General features: G+C 70.6%; 16 protein-coding genes. 5 read left to right on the forward strand and 11 right to left on the reverse strand.

All coding sequences use genetic code 11. The features are described 5' to 3' along the window. Positions 1-14: 14 nt before the first annotated feature. Genes OG504_RS49590 through OG504_RS49600 form a run of 3 tightly spaced genes read right to left on the reverse strand, consistent with a single transcriptional unit; the run spans position 15 to position 2,613 of the window. Positions 15-782, reverse strand: a complete 768-nt coding sequence (locus OG504_RS49590; protein ID WP_405995739.1) for an SDR family NAD(P)-dependent oxidoreductase — start codon at positions 780-782, stop codon at positions 15-17. Continuing rightward, positions 783-1,949: an acyl-CoA dehydrogenase family protein gene (locus tag OG504_RS49595; RefSeq protein WP_405995740.1), complete on the reverse strand. Its 1,167-nt coding sequence runs from the start codon at positions 1,947-1,949 to the stop codon at positions 783-785. A gap of 46 nt (positions 1,950-1,995) precedes the next feature. Further along, the gene (locus OG504_RS49600) at positions 1,996-2,613 is read right to left on the reverse strand and encodes an HAD family hydrolase (RefSeq protein WP_405995741.1); all 618 of its coding nucleotides are present in this window, start codon (positions 2,611-2,613) and stop codon (positions 1,996-1,998) included. 118 nt (positions 2,614-2,731) lie between these two features. Here OG504_RS49600 and OG504_RS49605 point away from each other — a divergent pair, with 118 nt between their 5' ends. From OG504_RS49605 to OG504_RS49615, 3 genes are all read left to right on the forward strand, one after another. Further along, positions 2,732-3,112, forward strand: coding sequence for a DoxX family protein (locus OG504_RS49605; protein ID WP_405995742.1), 381 nt, complete (start codon positions 2,732-2,734; stop codon positions 3,110-3,112). Then, the gene (locus tag OG504_RS49610; RefSeq protein ID WP_405995743.1) at positions 3,109-3,576 is read left to right on the forward strand and encodes a peroxiredoxin; all 468 of its coding nucleotides are present in this window, start codon (positions 3,109-3,111) and stop codon (positions 3,574-3,576) included. Before OG504_RS49605 ends, OG504_RS49610 begins: the two co-directional genes overlap by 4 nt. A 64-nt stretch (positions 3,577-3,640) precedes the next feature. Beyond that, a complete protein-coding gene (locus OG504_RS49615; RefSeq protein WP_405995744.1) occupies positions 3,641-6,007 on the forward strand; it encodes a SpoIIE family protein phosphatase in 2,367 nt (788 codons plus the stop codon). A 25-nt stretch (positions 6,008-6,032) separates the two neighbouring features. Here the strand turns inward: OG504_RS49615 and OG504_RS49620 are convergent, their stop codons facing one another. Both OG504_RS49620 and OG504_RS49625 read right to left on the reverse strand, forming a co-directional pair. Further along, positions 6,033-6,467: a cupin domain-containing protein gene (locus OG504_RS49620; RefSeq protein ID WP_405995745.1), complete on the reverse strand. Its 435-nt coding sequence runs from the start codon at positions 6,465-6,467 to the stop codon at positions 6,033-6,035. Positions 6,468-6,566: 99 nt separating this feature from the next. After that, entirely contained in the window at positions 6,567-7,397 is an 831-nt protein-coding gene (locus OG504_RS49625; RefSeq protein WP_405995746.1) for an aldo/keto reductase, read from the reverse strand. A gap of 175 nt (positions 7,398-7,572) precedes the next feature. Between OG504_RS49625 and OG504_RS49630 the strand changes: the two genes are divergently transcribed. Next, entirely contained in the window at positions 7,573-8,574 is a 1,002-nt protein-coding gene (locus tag OG504_RS49630) for a TauD/TfdA dioxygenase family protein (RefSeq protein WP_405995747.1), read from the forward strand. An 8-nt stretch (positions 8,575-8,582) separates the two neighbouring features. Here OG504_RS49630 and OG504_RS49635 read toward each other — a convergent pair whose 3' ends face one another. Both OG504_RS49635 and OG504_RS49640 read right to left on the reverse strand, forming a co-directional pair. Further along, positions 8,583-9,611 carry an LLM class flavin-dependent oxidoreductase gene (locus OG504_RS49635; protein WP_405995748.1) on the reverse strand — a complete coding sequence of 343 codons (1,029 nt, stop codon included), beginning with the start codon at positions 9,609-9,611 and terminating at the stop codon, positions 8,583-8,585. Positions 9,612-9,678: 67 nt separating this feature from the next. Further along, on the reverse strand, positions 9,679-11,184 hold the full coding sequence (locus tag OG504_RS49640; protein ID WP_405995749.1) for a metallophosphoesterase family protein: 1,506 nt from the start codon (positions 11,182-11,184) through the stop codon (positions 9,679-9,681). 88 nt (positions 11,185-11,272) lie between these two features. On the opposite strand from OG504_RS49640, the gene OG504_RS49645 reads away from it, so the two are divergent. Then, positions 11,273-13,561, forward strand: a complete 2,289-nt coding sequence (locus OG504_RS49645; RefSeq protein WP_405995750.1) for a zinc-dependent metalloprotease — start codon at positions 11,273-11,275, stop codon at positions 13,559-13,561. A gap of 70 nt (positions 13,562-13,631) precedes the next feature. Here the strand turns inward: OG504_RS49645 and OG504_RS49650 are convergent, their stop codons facing one another. From OG504_RS49650 to OG504_RS49665, 4 genes are all read right to left on the reverse strand, one after another. Beyond that, positions 13,632-14,705: an MHYT domain-containing protein gene (locus OG504_RS49650; RefSeq protein ID WP_405995751.1), complete on the reverse strand. Its 1,074-nt coding sequence runs from the start codon at positions 14,703-14,705 to the stop codon at positions 13,632-13,634. Between the two features lie 154 nt (positions 14,706-14,859). After that, positions 14,860-15,042 (reverse strand): antitoxin, encoded by a 183-nt coding sequence (locus OG504_RS49655; RefSeq protein WP_019056963.1) that lies wholly within the window; start codon positions 15,040-15,042, stop codon positions 14,860-14,862. Between the two features lie 81 nt (positions 15,043-15,123). Further along, the gene (locus OG504_RS49660) at positions 15,124-16,368 is read right to left on the reverse strand and encodes an MFS transporter (protein ID WP_405995752.1); all 1,245 of its coding nucleotides are present in this window, start codon (positions 16,366-16,368) and stop codon (positions 15,124-15,126) included. A gap of 113 nt (positions 16,369-16,481) precedes the next feature. Next, positions 16,482-16,865 carry a hypothetical protein gene (locus OG504_RS49665; protein WP_405995753.1) on the reverse strand — a complete coding sequence of 128 codons (384 nt, stop codon included), beginning with the start codon at positions 16,863-16,865 and terminating at the stop codon, positions 16,482-16,484. Between the last annotated feature and the right edge of the window lie 98 nt (positions 16,866-16,963).

A 16,963-nucleotide genomic window follows, 5' to 3' on the forward strand; every position in this document is an offset into this window, starting at 1 on the left:
ATGCGAGCCGCCCGTCACATCACCATGCCGCCGTCCACCGGCAGGACCTGCCCGGTGATGAAGGAGGCCGCGTCCGAGGCGAGGAACACGAAACTGCCCGCGATCTCCGCCGGCTCGGCCCACCGGCCCAGCGGAATCCGGGCGAGCATCTGGGCCGAGAACTTCTCGTTGGTGCGGATGGTCTCCGTCATGGGCGTGGCGGCCAGCGGCGCAAGGGCGTTGACCAGCACGCGCCGACGCGCGAGTTCGCGCGCCAGGGACTTCGTCAGCCCGATGATCCCGGCTTTCGCGGCCGAGTAGTTGACCTGCCCGAGCGTGCCGACCAGACCCGCCGACGACGTGACATTGATGATCCGACCCTTGCCGTCGTCCGGCAGGAACGGCAGCGCGGCCTGCGCACAGTGGAACGTGCCCATCACATGGATGTCGAGGACGCGCCGGAAGGCCTCCTCCTCCAGCTTGTCGAACATGGCCGGGGCGATGACCCCGGCGTTGTTGACCAGGATGTGCAGCGTTCCGTCGGCGAGTTCCGCCGCACGTGCAACCGCGGCGTCGGCGGCGGGCCGGTCCCGTACGTCGAGGGCCGCGCTGTCCGCCGTAAGTCCCGCCGCGTTGATCTTCCCCGCGACGGCCGCGGCGGCCGACTCGTCGACGTCGGTCACCAGCACCGCGGCACCCGCGCGCGCCAGCGCCTCGGCGACCGCGGAACCGATGCCGCCCCCGGCGCCGGTGACCAGCGCCGACCGGCCCGTGAGGTCGAACAGCCCTGTGCTGTCGGTCATTCAGTAGCTCCTCGGGAGTCCCAGCGTGTGTGATCCCAGGTAGTTCAGGATCATTTCCTGACTGATCGGCGCGATGCGCATGAGACGCGCCTCGCGGAAGTAGCGGGACACGCCGTACTCCTCGGAGTAACCCATGCCGCCGTGGGTCTGCAGCGCCCGGTCGGCGGCCGTGAACCCGGCGTCGGCGCACAGGTACTTGGCGGTGTTCGCCTCCCGTCCGCAGGGCCTCCCGTTGTCGTAGAGCCATGTCGCTTTGCGCAGCACGAGTTCGGCGGCGTCGAGGTGGGCCAGGGAGTCCGCGAGGGGGAACTGGATGGCCTGGTTCATGCCGATCGGGCGGCCGAAGACGACGCGCTCCTTGCCGTACTGGACCGCCTTGTCGAGCGAGGCCCGGCCGATGCCGAGGGCCTCCGCGGCGATCAGCATGCGCTCGGGGTTGAGGCCGTCGAGGAGGTAGCGGAAACCCTGGCCCTCCTCGCCGACGCGGTCCTCGACGGGGATGCGCAGGTCGTCGATGAAGAGTTCGTTCGAGGTGACGGCGTTGCGGCCCATCTTCGTGATCGGGCGGATGTCGATCCGGTCGCGGTCGATGTCCGTCAGGAACAGGGTCATCCCGTCGGTCTTCTTGGCGACCTCGTCGGCCTTGCTGGTGCGGGTCAGCAGCAGGATCTTCTCGGACTCAATGGCCTTGGATATCCACACCTTGCGGCCGTTGACGACGTAGTGGTCGCCGTCCCGTCGTGCGTACGTCGTGATGCTCGCGGTGTCGAGACCGGCGCCCGGTTCGGTGACGCCGAAACAGACGTGCAGGTCGCCGGACGCGATGCGCGGGAGGGTGCGCCGCTTCAGCTCCTCGGAGCCGTGCACCACCACCGGATGCATGCCGAAGATGGACAGGTGGATCGCGCTGGCCGCGTTCATGCCGCCGCCCGACCGCGCCACCTCCTCCAGCAGCAGGCTGGCCTCGGTGATGCCGAGGCCGTGGCCGCCGTACGCCTCCGGGATCGTGATCCCGAGCCAGCCGCCGCCCGCGACGGTGTCGTAGAACTCCGTCGGGAACTCGTGCGCCTGGTCCTTCTCCATCCAGTACTGGTCGTCGAAGTCACGCAGCAGTCCGGCGACGGACTTGCGGATCGTTTCCTGGTCCTCGGTCAGCTCAAAGTCCATGGAATGCGGACCCTTCTCCGGTTCCGATTGTGAAACATATCAAAGGTCAGACCGAAACTGTAGGGTCCAGATGCTCGGTGATCCGCGCGATCGTGCCGACGTTGTCCTCGAACAGGTGCGCCCGCATCCCGGCAGCACGGGCGGCCTCGACGTTGGGGGCGAAGTCGTCGACGAACAGGCAGTCGGCGGGCCGCACTTGGAGTCGGGCGCAGGTGATGGCGAAGGCGCGGGGGTCGGGCTTGCGGACGCCGGTCTCGTGCGAGTAGACGACCTCGTCGACCAGCCGGTCGAAGCCGTACGCCGCCGACTCCAGCTCGCGGGCGCCCACGAAACTGTTGCTGAGAATGCCCAGCCGGCAGCGTGGGCGCAGCCCCGCCACGTAGTCGATGAGTTCGGTGTTCGGGGTGCCCAGGTACTCGTCCCACAGGTCGGCCAGGAATGACTCGGTGTCCACCGGGCCGAGTCCCAGCCGGGCGGCGACCTGCTCGCGCACCTCGTTCTCGGTGACGGTCCCGATCTCTCCGGCCTCCCAGACGTCGGTCAGGCGTCCGTCCGCCGTCCCCGGCGGGAGGCCGAGGCGCTCGTCCCAGCGGGCGAGCCAGCCCGTCCGGGGCGTGAGCTCCAGGACACCGCCTATGTCGAGGATCAGGCAGCGCGCGTTCATGCGGGTTCCTCTCGTTCGTCTCCGCGCGACTGTCGGGCCTCACCTTTGGACAAGGTCAACCGTCACCGCTCTTCTACCGTGGAGTAACATCGCGCGGCAGGTCATCAGAGGAGGAACCGTGCCACGGTCCGAACGCTCGTCGCTGCTGCTCGCCGGTCTGTTGGCGACCGCGGGGGTCGCCCATCTCGCCTCGCCGAAACAGTTCGACGCGACGATCCCGCGCGCGCTGCCGGGGTCACCCCGGGCCTGGACGTACGCGAGCGGTGCCGTCGAACTGGCGCTGGCCGCGGGGATCGCGGTGCCGCGTACCCGGCGTACGGCCGCGCTGGCCGCGGCGGGGTTCTTCGTGGGGGTGTTCCCCGCCAACGTGAAGATGGCGCTGGACTGGCGGGACCGGCCGACCCCGCAGAGAGCGGCGGCCTACGGGCGGCTGCCCTTGCAGGTGCCTCTCGTACTGTGGGCACGCAATGTCGCGAAGAATGGGGAGGGACGGTCATGACAGGACGCCTGAACGTCGGTGACAAGGTCGAGGACTTCACGCTGCCGGACGAGACCGGCGCCGAGCGGAGTCTCACGGAACTGCTCGCCGAGGGGCCGGTGGTGCTGTTCTTCTATCCGGCCGCCCTGTCCGCCGGCTGTACCGCCGAGGCCTGCCACTTCCGGGATCTGGCCGCCGAGTTCGCGGCCGTCGGCGCGCGGCCCGTCGGTATCAGCGGCGACTCCGTCGACAAGCAGCAGGAGTTCGCCGGGAAGCACACCCTCGGCATGCCGCTGCTCTCGGACACCGACGGGACGATCCGGGAGCGGTTCGGGGTGAAGCGCGGGTTCTCGCTCGCGCCCACCAAGCGGGCCACCTTCGTCATCGGCGAGGACCGCACGATCCTGGAGGTCGTCTCCAGCGAACTGCGGATGAACACCCACGCCGACCGCGCCCTCGCCGCCTTCCGTGCCCACCGGAAGTGACCCTGGGGTCACAAATGCCGTACCGCGGTTGTTGCCGCGCGGTATAGGGACCATCCTGGACGATATGGAGCAGGCCTCCGCCGCGGCGGTCATCAATGCCCGAGGCATCGTGACGGGGTGGAGCGACGGTGCCCGGACACTGACGGGATACCCGGCCGAGGAGGCCGTGGGCCGGTCGGTGGCGGCACTGCTCGCCGAACCTCCCGCCACCACGGCCCTGGCCGCGCTCGCGGGCCCCTTGGTCCTACGGCACCGGGACGGAACCCCGCTCCCGCTCACCGTGCGGGCGTGCCCGGTGCTCGGCGCGGACGGCGCACCCGACGGATACGTCCTCACCGCCGAACCTCTCGCCGAACCCCTCGCCGAACCGGCACCCGCATCCGCGCCCTCTCTGGCGGAGCAGGCCTTCCAACAGGCGTCGATGTCGCTCTCCGTCTTCGACACCGAGCAGCGATACCTCCGCCTCAACGAGGTCGCCTGCCGCGTGATGGGCGTGCCCGAGGACGTCCTGATCGGCCGGTTCTTCCCGGAGAGCGTCGAGGACGCCGAACACAGCCACAGCTTCCTGAGCAACCTGCGCCTGGTCGCCGAGACGGGCAGACCCGTCCGCTACAACAGCTGGGCGGGCGCTCCGGCCCTGAACCGGGAGCATGCCTGGAGCATCGAGATGTGGCCCCTCAAGGACGACTCCGGTGGGGTGACCGGGGTCGCCCTCGCGGCGTTCGACAGCACCGAGCAGTACCTCGCCCAGCAGCGGCTGGCCCTCCTGAACGAGGCGGCCGTCGGCATCGGCACCACCCTCGACGTGGTCCGCACCGCCGAGGAACTCGTGGAGATCCTCGTGCCGCGCTACGCCGACTTCGCCAGCGTCGACCTGCTCCCGTGGGTGCTCGGCGCGGACGAACCACCGCCGGCCCCGGACGGCGAGATCGTGCTGCGGCGCGTCGCCCACGGCTCCGTCGAGGAGGGCACGCCGGGCGCCGCCGTACGCCTGGGACAGACGGACGTCTACGAGCCGTCCTCGCCACCCGTGCGTGCCCTGCGCGAGGGACGGGCGGTGCGCAGCCAGGCGGGCGAACCCGACTTCGTGCGGTGGGTCGCGGACCGCAACGCGCGCTCCCCCGAGGGGATTCCGCACCGCAAGGGCGTCCACTCGATGATCGCCGTGCCGCTGCGGGCGCGGGGCACCACGCTCGGTGTCGCGGTGGGTGTCCGCATGGCCCACCCGGACGACTACGTGGCCGACGACGCCGTACTCGCCGAGGAGTTGGCCAGCCGGGCCGCCGTCTGCATCGACAACGCGCGCCGCTTCGCCCGCGAGCGCTCCACCGCACTCGCCCTCCAACACAGCCTGCTGCCAAGGGACTTGCCCGGACAGGCGGCGGTCGAGGTGGCCCACCGCTATCTGCCCTCCGGGTCCCTCGCGGGCATCGGTGGCGACTGGTTCGACGTGATCCCGCTGTCCGGCAGCCGCGTCGCCCTGGTCGTCGGCGACGTCGTCGGACACGGCATCCCGTCCTCGGCGACCATGGGCCGCCTCTGCACGGCCGTCCGCACCCTCGCCGACGTGGACCTCCCGCCCGACGAACTCCTCACCCACCTCGACGACTTGGTCACCCACCTCGCCACGGACGACACCGGCGACGAGGTCGCGGAACTCGGCGCCACCTGCCTCTACGCCGTCTACGACCCGGTATCGCGCCACCTCACCATGGCCGCCGCCGGACATCCACCGCCGGCCGTCGTCCTGCCCGACGGGACCGCGAGCCTCGTCCCCATGACCGCGGGACCGCCGCTCGGCGTCGGCGGACTCCCTTTCGAGGCAGTGGAGTTGGAGCTGCCCGAGGGAGCTGTCGTCGCCCTGTACACGGACGGTCTGATCGAGGACCGCGACCGCGATGTCGACCACGCCACCGCCGAGCTGTGCCGCGCGCTCACCGCGTCCGCCGAGTCGCTCGACGCGCTGTGCGACTCGGTGCTGAAGGCCGTGATGCCGGAGGAGCCCAGCGACGACGTGGCCCTGCTGCTGGCGCGCACCCGTGCGCTCGGCGCGGACCGGGTCGCCACCTGGGACATCGAACCCGACCCCGCGCACGTGGCCGGGGCCCGGCAGGCCGCCACCGAGCAACTCACCGCGTGGGGACTGGACGAGGAGGCCTTCGTCACCGAACTCGTCGTCAGCGAACTCGTCACCAACGCCATCCGTTACGGCGAACCGCCCATCCAGCTCCGCCTGATCCGCGACCGCGCCCTCATCTGTGAGGTCTCCGACGGCAGTTCGACCTCACCGCACCTGCGCCGCGCCCACGCCTACGACGAGGGCGGACGCGGACTCCTCCTCGTCGCGCAGCTCACCCAGCGCTGGGGCAGCCGGCAGACCGGCAGCGGCAAGACCATCTGGGCGGAACAGCCGCTGCCACCACCGGGCTGACCGGGCGACTCGCTCACCGGCCCGCTTACTCGAAGGGGCAGCCCGGGTTCGGCGCGTCCTCCGAGAACGGTGATCCGTGCGGCAGGACGTACAGCACGTCGAGGACGACAGGCGTGTTCCCCAGATTGCGGCCGATGTGCACGTTGCCCGGACCGGCCGGTTCCTGGATGGGGCTGCCCGCCCGGTACACGCCGTCGGAGGCGCAGCTGGAGTCGAAGTGGCTGAGCGTGCCCTGCTTGACGATGCCGTAGAGGGGACCGTCGTGGTAGTGCCAGCCCGTGGCTTGGCCTGGCGGAATGGTGATCTCGCGCAGGGTGTAGTCGGTGTCGCCGATCGTGGTCTGGCTGATCAGCGTGGCGGTGACTCCGGGCCCCGCCGGGGTCGCCTGGGCGGTGCCGCCGACCAGCAGAGCGGCGGTGGCCACCGACCCGGTCAGGGCGGTACGGAACGCGGTGCGCATACGAGAACCTTCCGGTGAGATCGTGAAACTCCGCCGTGAACATAGAGGCAGGGAAGGCGAGTTGGGGGCGGAAACACGCAAGTTCCACCCCCGGGACTCTCAGAATTCCTCGTGCGTCTCCGGGTCCCCGCCCAGCCGCTGCGGCGCGTGGTCGGAGATCGCGGCCAGTTGAGCCGGGCCGAGCTCGAAGCCGAAGATGTCGAGGTTCGCGCGCTGCCGGCCGGGGTCCGCCGACTTGGGGATCGGGACGGCCCCGAGCTGGGTGTGCCAGCGCAGCACCACCTGGCCGGGTGTCACCCCGAAGGCCTCGGCGACCGTCACGACAGCGGGGTCGTTCAACAGCTCGGAACCGCGCCCGAGAGGACTCCAGCTCTCCGTGAGAACACCCTTCTCGGTGTCGAAAGCGCGCAGTTCGTCCTGCGGGAACAGCGGGTGCAGCTCGATCTGGTTGACGGAGGGCAGGACGCCGGTCTCCTTCTCCAACTGCTCGATGTGCCCGGGCGTGAAGTTGGAGACGCCGATCGACCGGACGAGACCCTCCTCGCGGAGCTTGATCATCGCCTTCCAGGAATCGACGAACTTGCCGACGCGGGGCAGCGGCCAGTGGATCAGATACAGGTCCACGTACTCCACACCGAGCCGCGCCCGGGACTCCTCGAAGGAGGCGAGGGTCTCCTCGTAGCCGTGGTGGCGTCCCGGCAGCTTCGTCGTCACGAGGATCTCCTCGCGCGGTACGCCACTGCGGGCGATGCCACGGCCGACGCCGGTCTCGTTGCGGTAGTTCGTCGCCGTGTCCACCAGGCGATAGCCCATGCGCAACGCGCCGTCGACAGCCTCCTCGGCCGTCGCGTCGTCCATCGGCCAGGTGCCCAGGCCGATGGCGGGGATCTTCGTTCCGTCGTTGAGCGTGTGCGTCGGGATGCTGATCACGGTCGGACCTTCCCTTGACTGTGCGGTACACCCAGTATGGGCGAGCGGACCCCCTGTCGCCCCGCGCGGGGATCGCTGACACGACCTTCCTTGGAACCCGTACGACCTGGGTACGACCCGGTGGGGAGGACCCGGTGCGGACGACCGGCCGGGCACGTACGACGACGGAGCGGGCATGACGACGGACAGCGGCGGAACGACGACGGACAGCGGCGGAACGACGACGGACGAGACGGTGCGGGTGGACGGCATGGAGGTGCGGCCGGCCGCCGGGCACATCGGGGCCGAGATCACCGGTGTCGACCTGGCCGGAGAACTCGACGACGCCGTGGTCGCCGCGATCCGGGCGGCGGTGCTGCGCTGGAAGGTCGTGTTCTTCCGCGGGCAACGGCTCGACCACACCGGGCATGTCGCGTTCGCGCGCCGCTTCGGGGAACCGGTCGTGCTCGGGCGGCGCGGCGGCGCGTCACCGGCCGGCTTCCCCGAGGTCGAAACGACCGCCGACCGGCTGGAGTTGGGCGGCCGGTTCGGCATGGAGCACGAGGAGTGGCTGGAGCGGCGCAGGCACACCCTCCTGCGCGGCTGGCACTGCGACCACGGCGCCCGCGTCGACCCGCCCGCCGCGACGATCCTCCGCGCGGAGACCGTACCGCCGTACGGCGGCGACACCACCTGGTCGAACCTGGCCGCCGCGTACGCCGGACTCTCGCAGCCGGTACGGGAGTTCGTGGACGGGCTGCGGGCCGAGCACCGGCTCGGCGTCGGCTATCAGCCGCGCCCCGGCGACGACGCGTACGTCCGCCATCTCCTGGACCACCAGGTCGCCTCGGTGCACCCGCTGGTACGGGTGCACCCCGAGACGGGGGAGCGGGTGCTGTTCGTCAACGGCTACTACCTGGAGCAGATCACCGACGTCTCCCGCGCGGAGAGCGCCGCGATCCTGGAGATGCTGCTCGCGCAGGCGACGCGGCCCGAGTACACGGTGCGGTTCCGCTGGGAGCCGGGCAGCGTGGCCTTCTGGGACAACCGGGCCACCATCCACCTCGCCCCCAGCGACAACGCCCACCTCGGCTTCCCGCGCACCATGCACCGCGTGATGCTCACCGGCGACATACCGGTCGGCGTGGACGGGAAGTCCTCGGACCCGATCGTCGGCACAGAGCCGGGCCGCTGGTGACACGGAGGTCAGACGGTGGGCTTCCAGCCGAGCGCCGGTCCCAGCTTCGTCGCCATGTCCGTGAGGATCTGCACGTAGTCCTCGTGCTCGAAGGTGAACGGCAGCGCGAACGCCACCTCGTCGATCTCCCTGAACGCGGCGTGCGCGTGCAGGAGTTCGGCGATCTCCTCCGAGGTGCCGACGATGTCCGGCGCGAACATCAGCCGGGCCGGCCCCTGCGGTGACGTCGTACGGGGAGTGCGCTTGCGGGCGAACTCCCCGTACTTCGCGCGCTGTTCGGGCGAGGCGGAGTCGGTCGGGATGACCACCAGGCCTTGGGAGACGCGGGCGGCGTCGCCGTCGGGGTGGTGGGCGCGGAACGTACGGATGTGGGAGAGCTGGATCTCGGCGAAGTCCCTTGACTCGTCCGGCCCTTCAGCTTTGACGACACTGCTCGTGAGGAAGTTCATCCCGTGCTCGCCCGCCCACTTCGCGGAGCCTGTGCTGCCGCCGCCGTACCAGAGGCGACGGCCCAGGCCGGGGGAGTGCGGCTGCACCCGGTCGGAGAACACCTCGAAGCCCTCGACCCCGCTGAAGTCCGTGGCCGGTTTGCCGCGCACGAAGTCGAGGAGCCGGCGCACCCGCTCGTAGCTGAAGTCCTCGACGTCGGCCGTGTCGGGGTACAGCGCCTCCTTGAGCTGGTCGAAGTGCATCGGCGGGCCGACGCTCACGCCCGGGTTGATGCGGCCCCCGGAGAGGATGTCGACGGTCGCCAGGTCCTCCGCCAGCCGCAGCGGGTTCTCCCAGCCGAGCGGGATCACCGCCGTGCCCAGCTCGATACGGCTGGTGCGCTGCGAGGCCGCAGCCATGACCGCGACGGGGGAGGAGATGCCGTACTGGAGATGGCGGTGGCGCAGCCACGCGCTGTCGAAGCCGAGGCGCTCGCCCAGTTCGATGATCTCCAGCGTCGACTCGTGGCCCCGGCGCGGATCGGCCTCGTCGAAGAGGCCGATCGTGAGGAAGCCCAGCTTCCGCAGCGGGCGTGAGGTGGGCGGCACGGGCTCCTCCGGCGGTCGTACGTCAGTTCTGTCCCGATTGTGGCAGGCGAACGTTGCGGGCGTGTGATCAGTGCAGCGGGATGGTGATCTCGTCCTCGACCGGCGGGTCGATCTCCTGGGCGCGGTTGCCGGTGGCCGCGAAACAGCGCAGCCGGATCGCGTCCGGGGTCACGTCCAGTCGCAGGAAGCACTTGAAGAACGGCGGGCTGTACGTCACCGAGCTGGGTGAGAAGAGCTGCGTGTAGATCTTGCGTACCGGGAGACGGAAGCGCGAGCGGCGGTCGGGGCGGGTCCCGGCGCCCAGCAGGCTCGCGACCAGGCGGACGCGCCGGGTGATGCGGACGGGCGGGCCCGGGGCGCGGGTCGGCGGGATGCCGAGGCGCTCGCAGATCACGGCCGACGCCTGGGCCTCGGTGAGGGTGAAGAAGCGGCGCAGGCGCAGTCGGCGCCCGTACAGCCTGCTGTAGAAGGCGAGGGAGTCGCCGCGCAGCGGGTAGCAGCGGAAGTCCCGCTCGGTGACGTTCGCGATGTCGACGCGCGGCACGGTGTGGGTCGCGTGCATGAACGCGCCGCCACCGCCCGAGACGACGTACTGGAGCGTGCGGCCGTCCGCCAACTGGACCGGATAGCGCTGGTAGTTGTGGATGTCGCCACCTATCGCGGCGACGAACCGGTGGGCCGGGTCGCTGACGATGTCGTCGACCGTGCCACCGCCCTCGATGGCGCACGGGTGGTGCTCGCCGTCCACGTACAGCGGCGAACCGGTGATCAGGATCTTCGGTGTCGACCCCTTCGACACCTCGCGCAGCCAGGCGCCCTGTTCGGCGTCGATCGTGCCCAACAGGCCCGTGTCGATACCGATGATGCGCACCGGTCCCGCGTCGATCGCCCAGTACGGGCCCGGCTGTACGGCCTGTTGGTCCGGCGAGGAGCGCAACTGCCTTGCCTTGTCCAGGTGTTCGCCGTCGGACGGACGCGGGTGGTGCCACAGCAGTGCACGCCACCAGGCACGGGTCAGCGGGCGCGGCGCCTTCGGTGCGGGCAGCGCGGGCGCGTCGTCGCAGAAGACGCGCATGAAGCCGCCGAGGCCCTCGTACCAGTCGTGGTTGCCGGGTATCGCGTAGATCGGCGCCGGATAGGCCTGGTACGGGCGGAAGAACTTCGTCTCGTAGTCGTCCGCGGTGCCGACGGGATAGATGACGTCACTGGCGACGACCGAGAACGCCGTTTCCTGACTGACCTTCAGAAAGCCCGGCACGACGGCGTATTGGGGATCGTCACCCTCGCCGGTGTCACCGATGACCATGAAGGAGAAGGTGTCCGGATCGTCGCGCCGGATCACCTTGTCGGCGGGCGCTCCGGCAGCCGCGCGCTGCGCCACCCAACGGCCGCGGGTGGAGCCGGTCGGGTCCCCGAACCAGGAGGCCAACACGCCGTTGCGAGCGGACCACAGAGTCTTCGGGCTGAGCCAGGAGACCTTCTCGACATGGGACGGCATGAGCTGCTGATACGCGCCGCGCTCCGCGGTGCCCCAACCGGCGCCTTCGGGAGTATCGCGTGAAGATTCAGACACCGGTGAACCGTAACAACGAGCCAAAGCGGTACGAGAGGCAGGGGCCTGGCAACATCAACTCGACGTTGCTCAACCGAAAGGCCCCCGCATGCCCGGCGAAGCCGACTTCATCGATCTGATCCCCGACCCCGAACTCCGTTCGGACCGGCTGCTGTTGGGCATCCGCCACTTCGACGAACCCTTCCTCCTCACCGTCTCGCTCTCCCAGGGCCTGGGCTCCAGTGACCTGGAGCTGGACCGGGGCAGGGCGGGCAAGACCTGGCTCGCGGAGTTCCGCAGGGTCGGCGACCGGGTCCTGTTCGCCGTACGCAACAAGCACTTCCTGACCTCCGGCGACGCGGCCGCCGTACGGGCCGGGGACGAGTCGTTCGCGCTGTCCGTCGTGTGGAGCGGGCCCGTGCTGCGCGAGGAGAACGGCGCGGCGGTCGTCGACGCGACCGGGCTCGTCGTCGCCGACCACGACGGGATCGCCGAGCATCTGCACGCCCGCGAGCAGGGCGACTACACGGTCGACGCCTCCACGAGCCTGCCGCTGGTCGCCGACAGCCGCACCGGACCCACCGCCGTCCGGCTGCCCGCGCTGCTCACCTTCCGGGGCCTCGGCCGTGGCTCAGCGGTCCGGGCCGTCGCCGCCGACCCGCGCGCCCTCACCGTCGTCCAGCAGTTGAACCTGCTCCGGCTGCCAGCGTCCCCGCTGCCCGTACGCCGCTACCACCCCGCCTCGGGCGGCTACGGCATCGGCTACGCGGACCACGGGCTCGTCGGCCGGGCGAGCACCCAGGTCAAGCTCCAGCCCCGCTTCCGCGCGGAACCCGGCGGCGCCCCGATCGTCTTCCAGGTCGATCCGGCCGTCCCCGAACCGTTCCGCTCGGCGGTCGTCGAGGGCGGCAACTGGTGGCAGCAGGCCTTCGCCCGGACCGGACTCCCCGACGCCTACCGGGTCGAGCCCGGCGCCGACGGCTTCGACCCGTACGACCCCGACGTCAACGGGGTGGTCTGGGTGCACCGGGCGGGCCGCGGCTGGTCCCTCGGGCAGGGCCTGACCGACCCCCGCACCGGCGAGATCCTGCACGCCCGGGTACGGCTCGGCTCCCAGCGCGTCGAACAGGTGCGCGCGCTCGGCGAGTCCCTCCTCGCACCCTACGGCCGCCCGGACGAGGCCGAACGCCTCGCCGCCGTCGAGGAGTTGGTGCTCGCCCGGCTGCGTCAGCTCGCCGCGCACGAGATCGGCCACGCGCTCGGTTTCATGCACAACTTCGCCAGTACGCAGCACCCCGAGCCGTCCGTCATGGACTACCCGCACGCGCGGATCGGCGTCACGGCGGAGGGCGACCTCGACCTGTCCGCCGCGTACGGCACGGGACTCGGACCGTGGGACCACTTCCTGGTCGCGCACGCCTACGGCCGGTTCGGTGAAGGCGCGGAGGAGACCGCGCTCGCCCAACTGCGCGCCGAGGCGGCCGAATCGGGCCTGACCTACCTCTCCGACGAGGACGCCCAGGGCCCGAACGCCGCGCACGCCGACGCCGTGACCTGGGTCAGCGGACCGGACGCCCTCCAGGCGCTGGAGACGATGCTGCGGGTCCGCCGTATCGCGCTGGACGGCTTCTCCCGCGGGGTGCTGCCGGCAGACCGGCAGACCGGCGAACTGGAGGAACGGGCCGTTCTGTTGCACCTCCTGCACCGGCACGAGGTGACGGCCGTGGCCCGGCTGGTGGGCGGGGTGCGCTACGCGTACGGCCTCGCGGGCGAGGACGGCCGGGGCGCGCGGGCCGTCGACGCGGCCACCCAGCACACGGCGTTGACCCGACTCGCCGAACTCCTGCGGGCCGAGCAACTCTCCCTGCCCGGCTCGGTGTTGGGCACCCTCACCCCGCCCGCGATCCGCTACGACCGCACGGAGCAGTACCTCGACACGGGGGCCGGGCGGATCTTCGACCCCTTCGAGGCCGTACGGGTCGCGACCGCGCTGGTCACGGAGCAGCTGCTGGACCCGGCCCGGCTCAACCGGGTGGCCTGGCAGCATGCCGCAGATCCCGAGGCGCCCGGTGTCATCGACATCGTCGATGCCCTCCTCGCCGCGACCTGGCTCCGTACCGAACCTGTACCCGCCGAACTGCCCGGCGGGGCCGCCGTACAACACGCGGCGGACTGGACCCTCCTGAACCACCTGCTGACCCTGCTCGACGACACGGCTCTCCACGCGCCGGTACGCATGTCGCTGCGCGGTGCCGTACGACGGCTCGGGACGGAGTTGCGCTGCCAGGGCGGCGAACAGGCGCGTGAGGCGGGTGAGTTGATCCGGGCGTTCCTCGCCGATGCCGGGTCGGTGCGGGTCGATCCACTGCCCCGGGTGCCGCCGGGCGCGCCCAACTGAGGCCGCCGTAGGGCCATTTGGCGGCTACGGCGATCGGTGGCTCAAGTCGGGCCGTGGCGGGCGGTGTCGGTCACCACTCCCCGGGGCGCTGCGGGGTGCCTTGCGGGTCCGGGATGCCGCGTGCGGGAGTGGCCGGGGTGTTGTAGGCATCGCGGGGATTCGGCGGCGACGGGATGGCGGGGCTGCCGTACGGGGCCTGTCGGTTCGGTGTCGGGGCGGTGGGGTTTCTGCGGGTGTTCCGGCTTCGGCTCCGGTGGCTGCCAGGTGGGGCGGGCGGGCTCTCGTACCCGCCTGGCCTTCCGACTGCCGGGAGGCCCGCCGTGTCGAAGAGGGAGTCCGGGCGCTCGGCGGGCTGCTTGCCGGCGGTGTCCGGGCCGACCGGGTGGCGGGCGAAGGAGCGGTCCCAGTCGCCCTCGCCCATCACCAGCAGCGGGTCGAACATCACGACGACCCCGGCCAGGAGCAGGAAGATCGCCGGCCCCAAAAGCATGGGAAGCAGAATGGAGTTGGCGGAGTCGCCCGTCCACGCGCCGTCCGTGCCGTGCAGATGGACGCTCACGGCGGCCATGCCCGTGTAGTGCATCCCGGAGACGGCCACGCCCATCACCAGGCTGGCGCCCAGGCTCGCCAGGAAGCCCCGGATGGAGACGGCCGCCCACAGGGCGGCCGTCGCGGCGACGATCGCGATGACCACGGAGAGCGCGACCGTGCTGGTGCGGTACTCGACGTCGCCGTTCAACTTCAGGGCCGCCATGCCCAGATAGTGCATGGCGGCGACTCCTAAGCCGGTGATGACGCCGGCCGCGGAGAGCGTGCCGGCGGTGGCGCCGCGATAGCCCACGGCGAACACGCCGATGCCGACCACGACGATGGCCACGGCCAGACTCAGCACCGTGAGGCCGACGTCGTAGCCGATCCGGGTCTCCTCGACCTGGAAGCCCATCATCGCGATGAAGTGCATCGTCCAGATGCCGCTGCCGATCGAGGTCGCGCCGAGCGCGAGCCAACCCGCCTTCCACGACTGTCTGTTGTGCAGGGACCGCACCACGCAGCGCAGTCCCAGCGCCCCTCCCAGGCAGGCCATCAAATAGGCCGCCACCGGGGTGACCGCACCGTAGCGGAACCCGTCGATCGTGCCTTGCATGAGCCAACTCCCCCCAGAGTTGTGGCTTCTTGTGGGGGGAGTATGTACGGATCGGGCCCGGGGCGCGCAACCCTTTCACATCAGCAGTCGATTAACTCTGTGCTTTCCAGGGTGCACTTGGGTCGCATCGAGGTCGATACGGGGACAGAAGCGGTCAGGGCTGTTGCGGCTTCTCGCGGTCGATGAAGTCGTTGGCCTTGTCCTGGGCCATGTCGACCTGCTTGGCGTGCTTGCCGCCCGTGCGCTTGTCGACCATGTCTCCCGCCCGTTCCACGCCTTGCTTGGCCTGGTCGGGGTGCTGGCCCAGCATTCCCTTGACCTTGTCCATGAACGACATGGCTGTCCTCCTTCGGACGTGCGTTGGCCCTCCCAGCATCCCCCGGCTTTCCGTATGCCGCATTTCGGGTGATTCCCGGATTCAGGCGCGTACGAGAGGCTCGACTCCGTCGGTGTCACGGGCCTCCCGCGTGCGGGACCCGGCGAGCAGGAGTGCCTGGAAGACAGCGCCGGACAGGCCCACCCACAGGGCGAACCGATAGCCGACCCGGTCGGCGAGGAGGCCGCCCAGGGGTGCGCCGATCGCGACCGTGCCCCAGTTGAAGGAGCGGATTGTGGCGTTCATCCGTCCCCGCAGCCGCTCGGGCGTGACCGCCTGGCGGTAGCTCATCTCGACCGGGCTCTCGAGCGAGATGGCGCCGGAGACCAGGAAGAAGGCCAGTGATACGGAGACCAGGGCCCACGGGCCGCGCTCGGCGAGGACCAGCGGCAGCCAGCCGACGGCGGCGACGAGACGGCCCGCGATCAGGACGGCGCCGACGTCGAATCGCCGCGCCGCGCGTGCGGAGAACGCGCCGCCGAGCACTCCGCCCAGGCCCGCGCAGGCGTACGTCACGCCCAGACCGAAATCCCCGATCTTGAGGTCGCGCAGCGCGAAGACCACGAAGACCGTACTGACGACGGTGTTGAAGAGGAGCATCAGGTGCGAGGTCAGCGCGATGGACGCCAGGGTCCGATGGCGGTAGACCCAGGCCGTCCCCTCGCGCAGTTCACTGAGGAGACTGCGCCGCCCGCCGCGGTCGGGAACCGGGTCGTGGGCCCGTACCGAGGTGAGCAGCAGGCCGGACACCAGATAGCTGACGGCGTCCACGAGCACGGCGAGCGGTGCGCCGACCAGCCTGATCAGCACGCCGGCGATCAGCGGACCGGTCGACCCGGCCGCCGCGTCGGCCTGCCCCACCCGGGCGTAGCCCGCGTTGAGGAGTTCCTTGGGGACCAGCTGCGGGACGTAGGAGTGGTTGGCCGCGTCGAAGAACAGACAGAGCACCCCGAAGGCGAAGACACACGCGCACAGCGCGGCGATGCTGAGCCGGTCCAGGGCGTACAGCAGCGGGATCGCGCCGAGGAGGACGGCCCTGCCGAGATCCATGGCCACCATCACCGGCGTGCGCCGGCAGCGGTCCACCAGGACCCCGGCCACGAGCCCGAAGAGCAGGTACGGCGCCCAGCGGGCCGCGTTGACCAGACCCACCTCCGTGGCGGACGCGCTCAACGTGACGGCGGTGAGGATCTGCAGCGCCAGCCCGGTGATCTGGGAGCCGAACGACGAGATCGCGGAGGCGGTCCAGAAGCGTACGTACCCAGGGACATCGACCAGGCGCGGCATGATCGGATCGTAGCAAGTAAGCGTTTTCCCAAGGCGGTTGGAGGCGGCGTCGAAGCCCCGGCCATGACGACCGGGGGCTCGACGCCGTGGACGGGTCCGATGTCACCGTCCGGTCAGCACTGCGGGACGCTCCCGTTGTGGAAGGCCGTGTTGGTGTCGACGTACGCCCCGTACGTCCACCCGGTGGCGGTCAACTCCAGCCCGTTGAGGTGGGCGTAGCGCTCGTCGACCGTGCGGTACCAGACGTTGCCTCCGCCGAGGTTGTCGCCCCGGCTCCAGCAGGTGGCGAGGATCGTGTCCCCGGGCCATAGATCCGGGACGCCGACCGTTCCGGAGGCCACGGTGGTGCCGTTGAAGAGAGCCGCCCCGTTGGCCGTGGTCAGCGGGATCAGCGCGCTCGCGGACGCGCTCGCCGCCGTTCCCAGCATCAGCCCGCCGGCGCTGAGCGCGGCGGCCACCGAAATCATGACTCCACGGCGTCGTATCGTGCGTCTCATGTCTGCCTCCTGAGTGCTTGGCCGAGTTCTTCGACCGGGGTCAAGTCCACTGGCCGGCAGTCGAGTTGTTCGATCAGTGGTCGACTGCTGCCATGCAC

Origin of the sequence: Streptomyces sp. NBC_00986 (genome assembly GCF_045162565.1) — a bacterium.
In the GTDB taxonomy this organism is placed as follows: Bacteria; Actinomycetota; Actinomycetes; order Streptomycetales; family Streptomycetaceae; genus Streptomyces.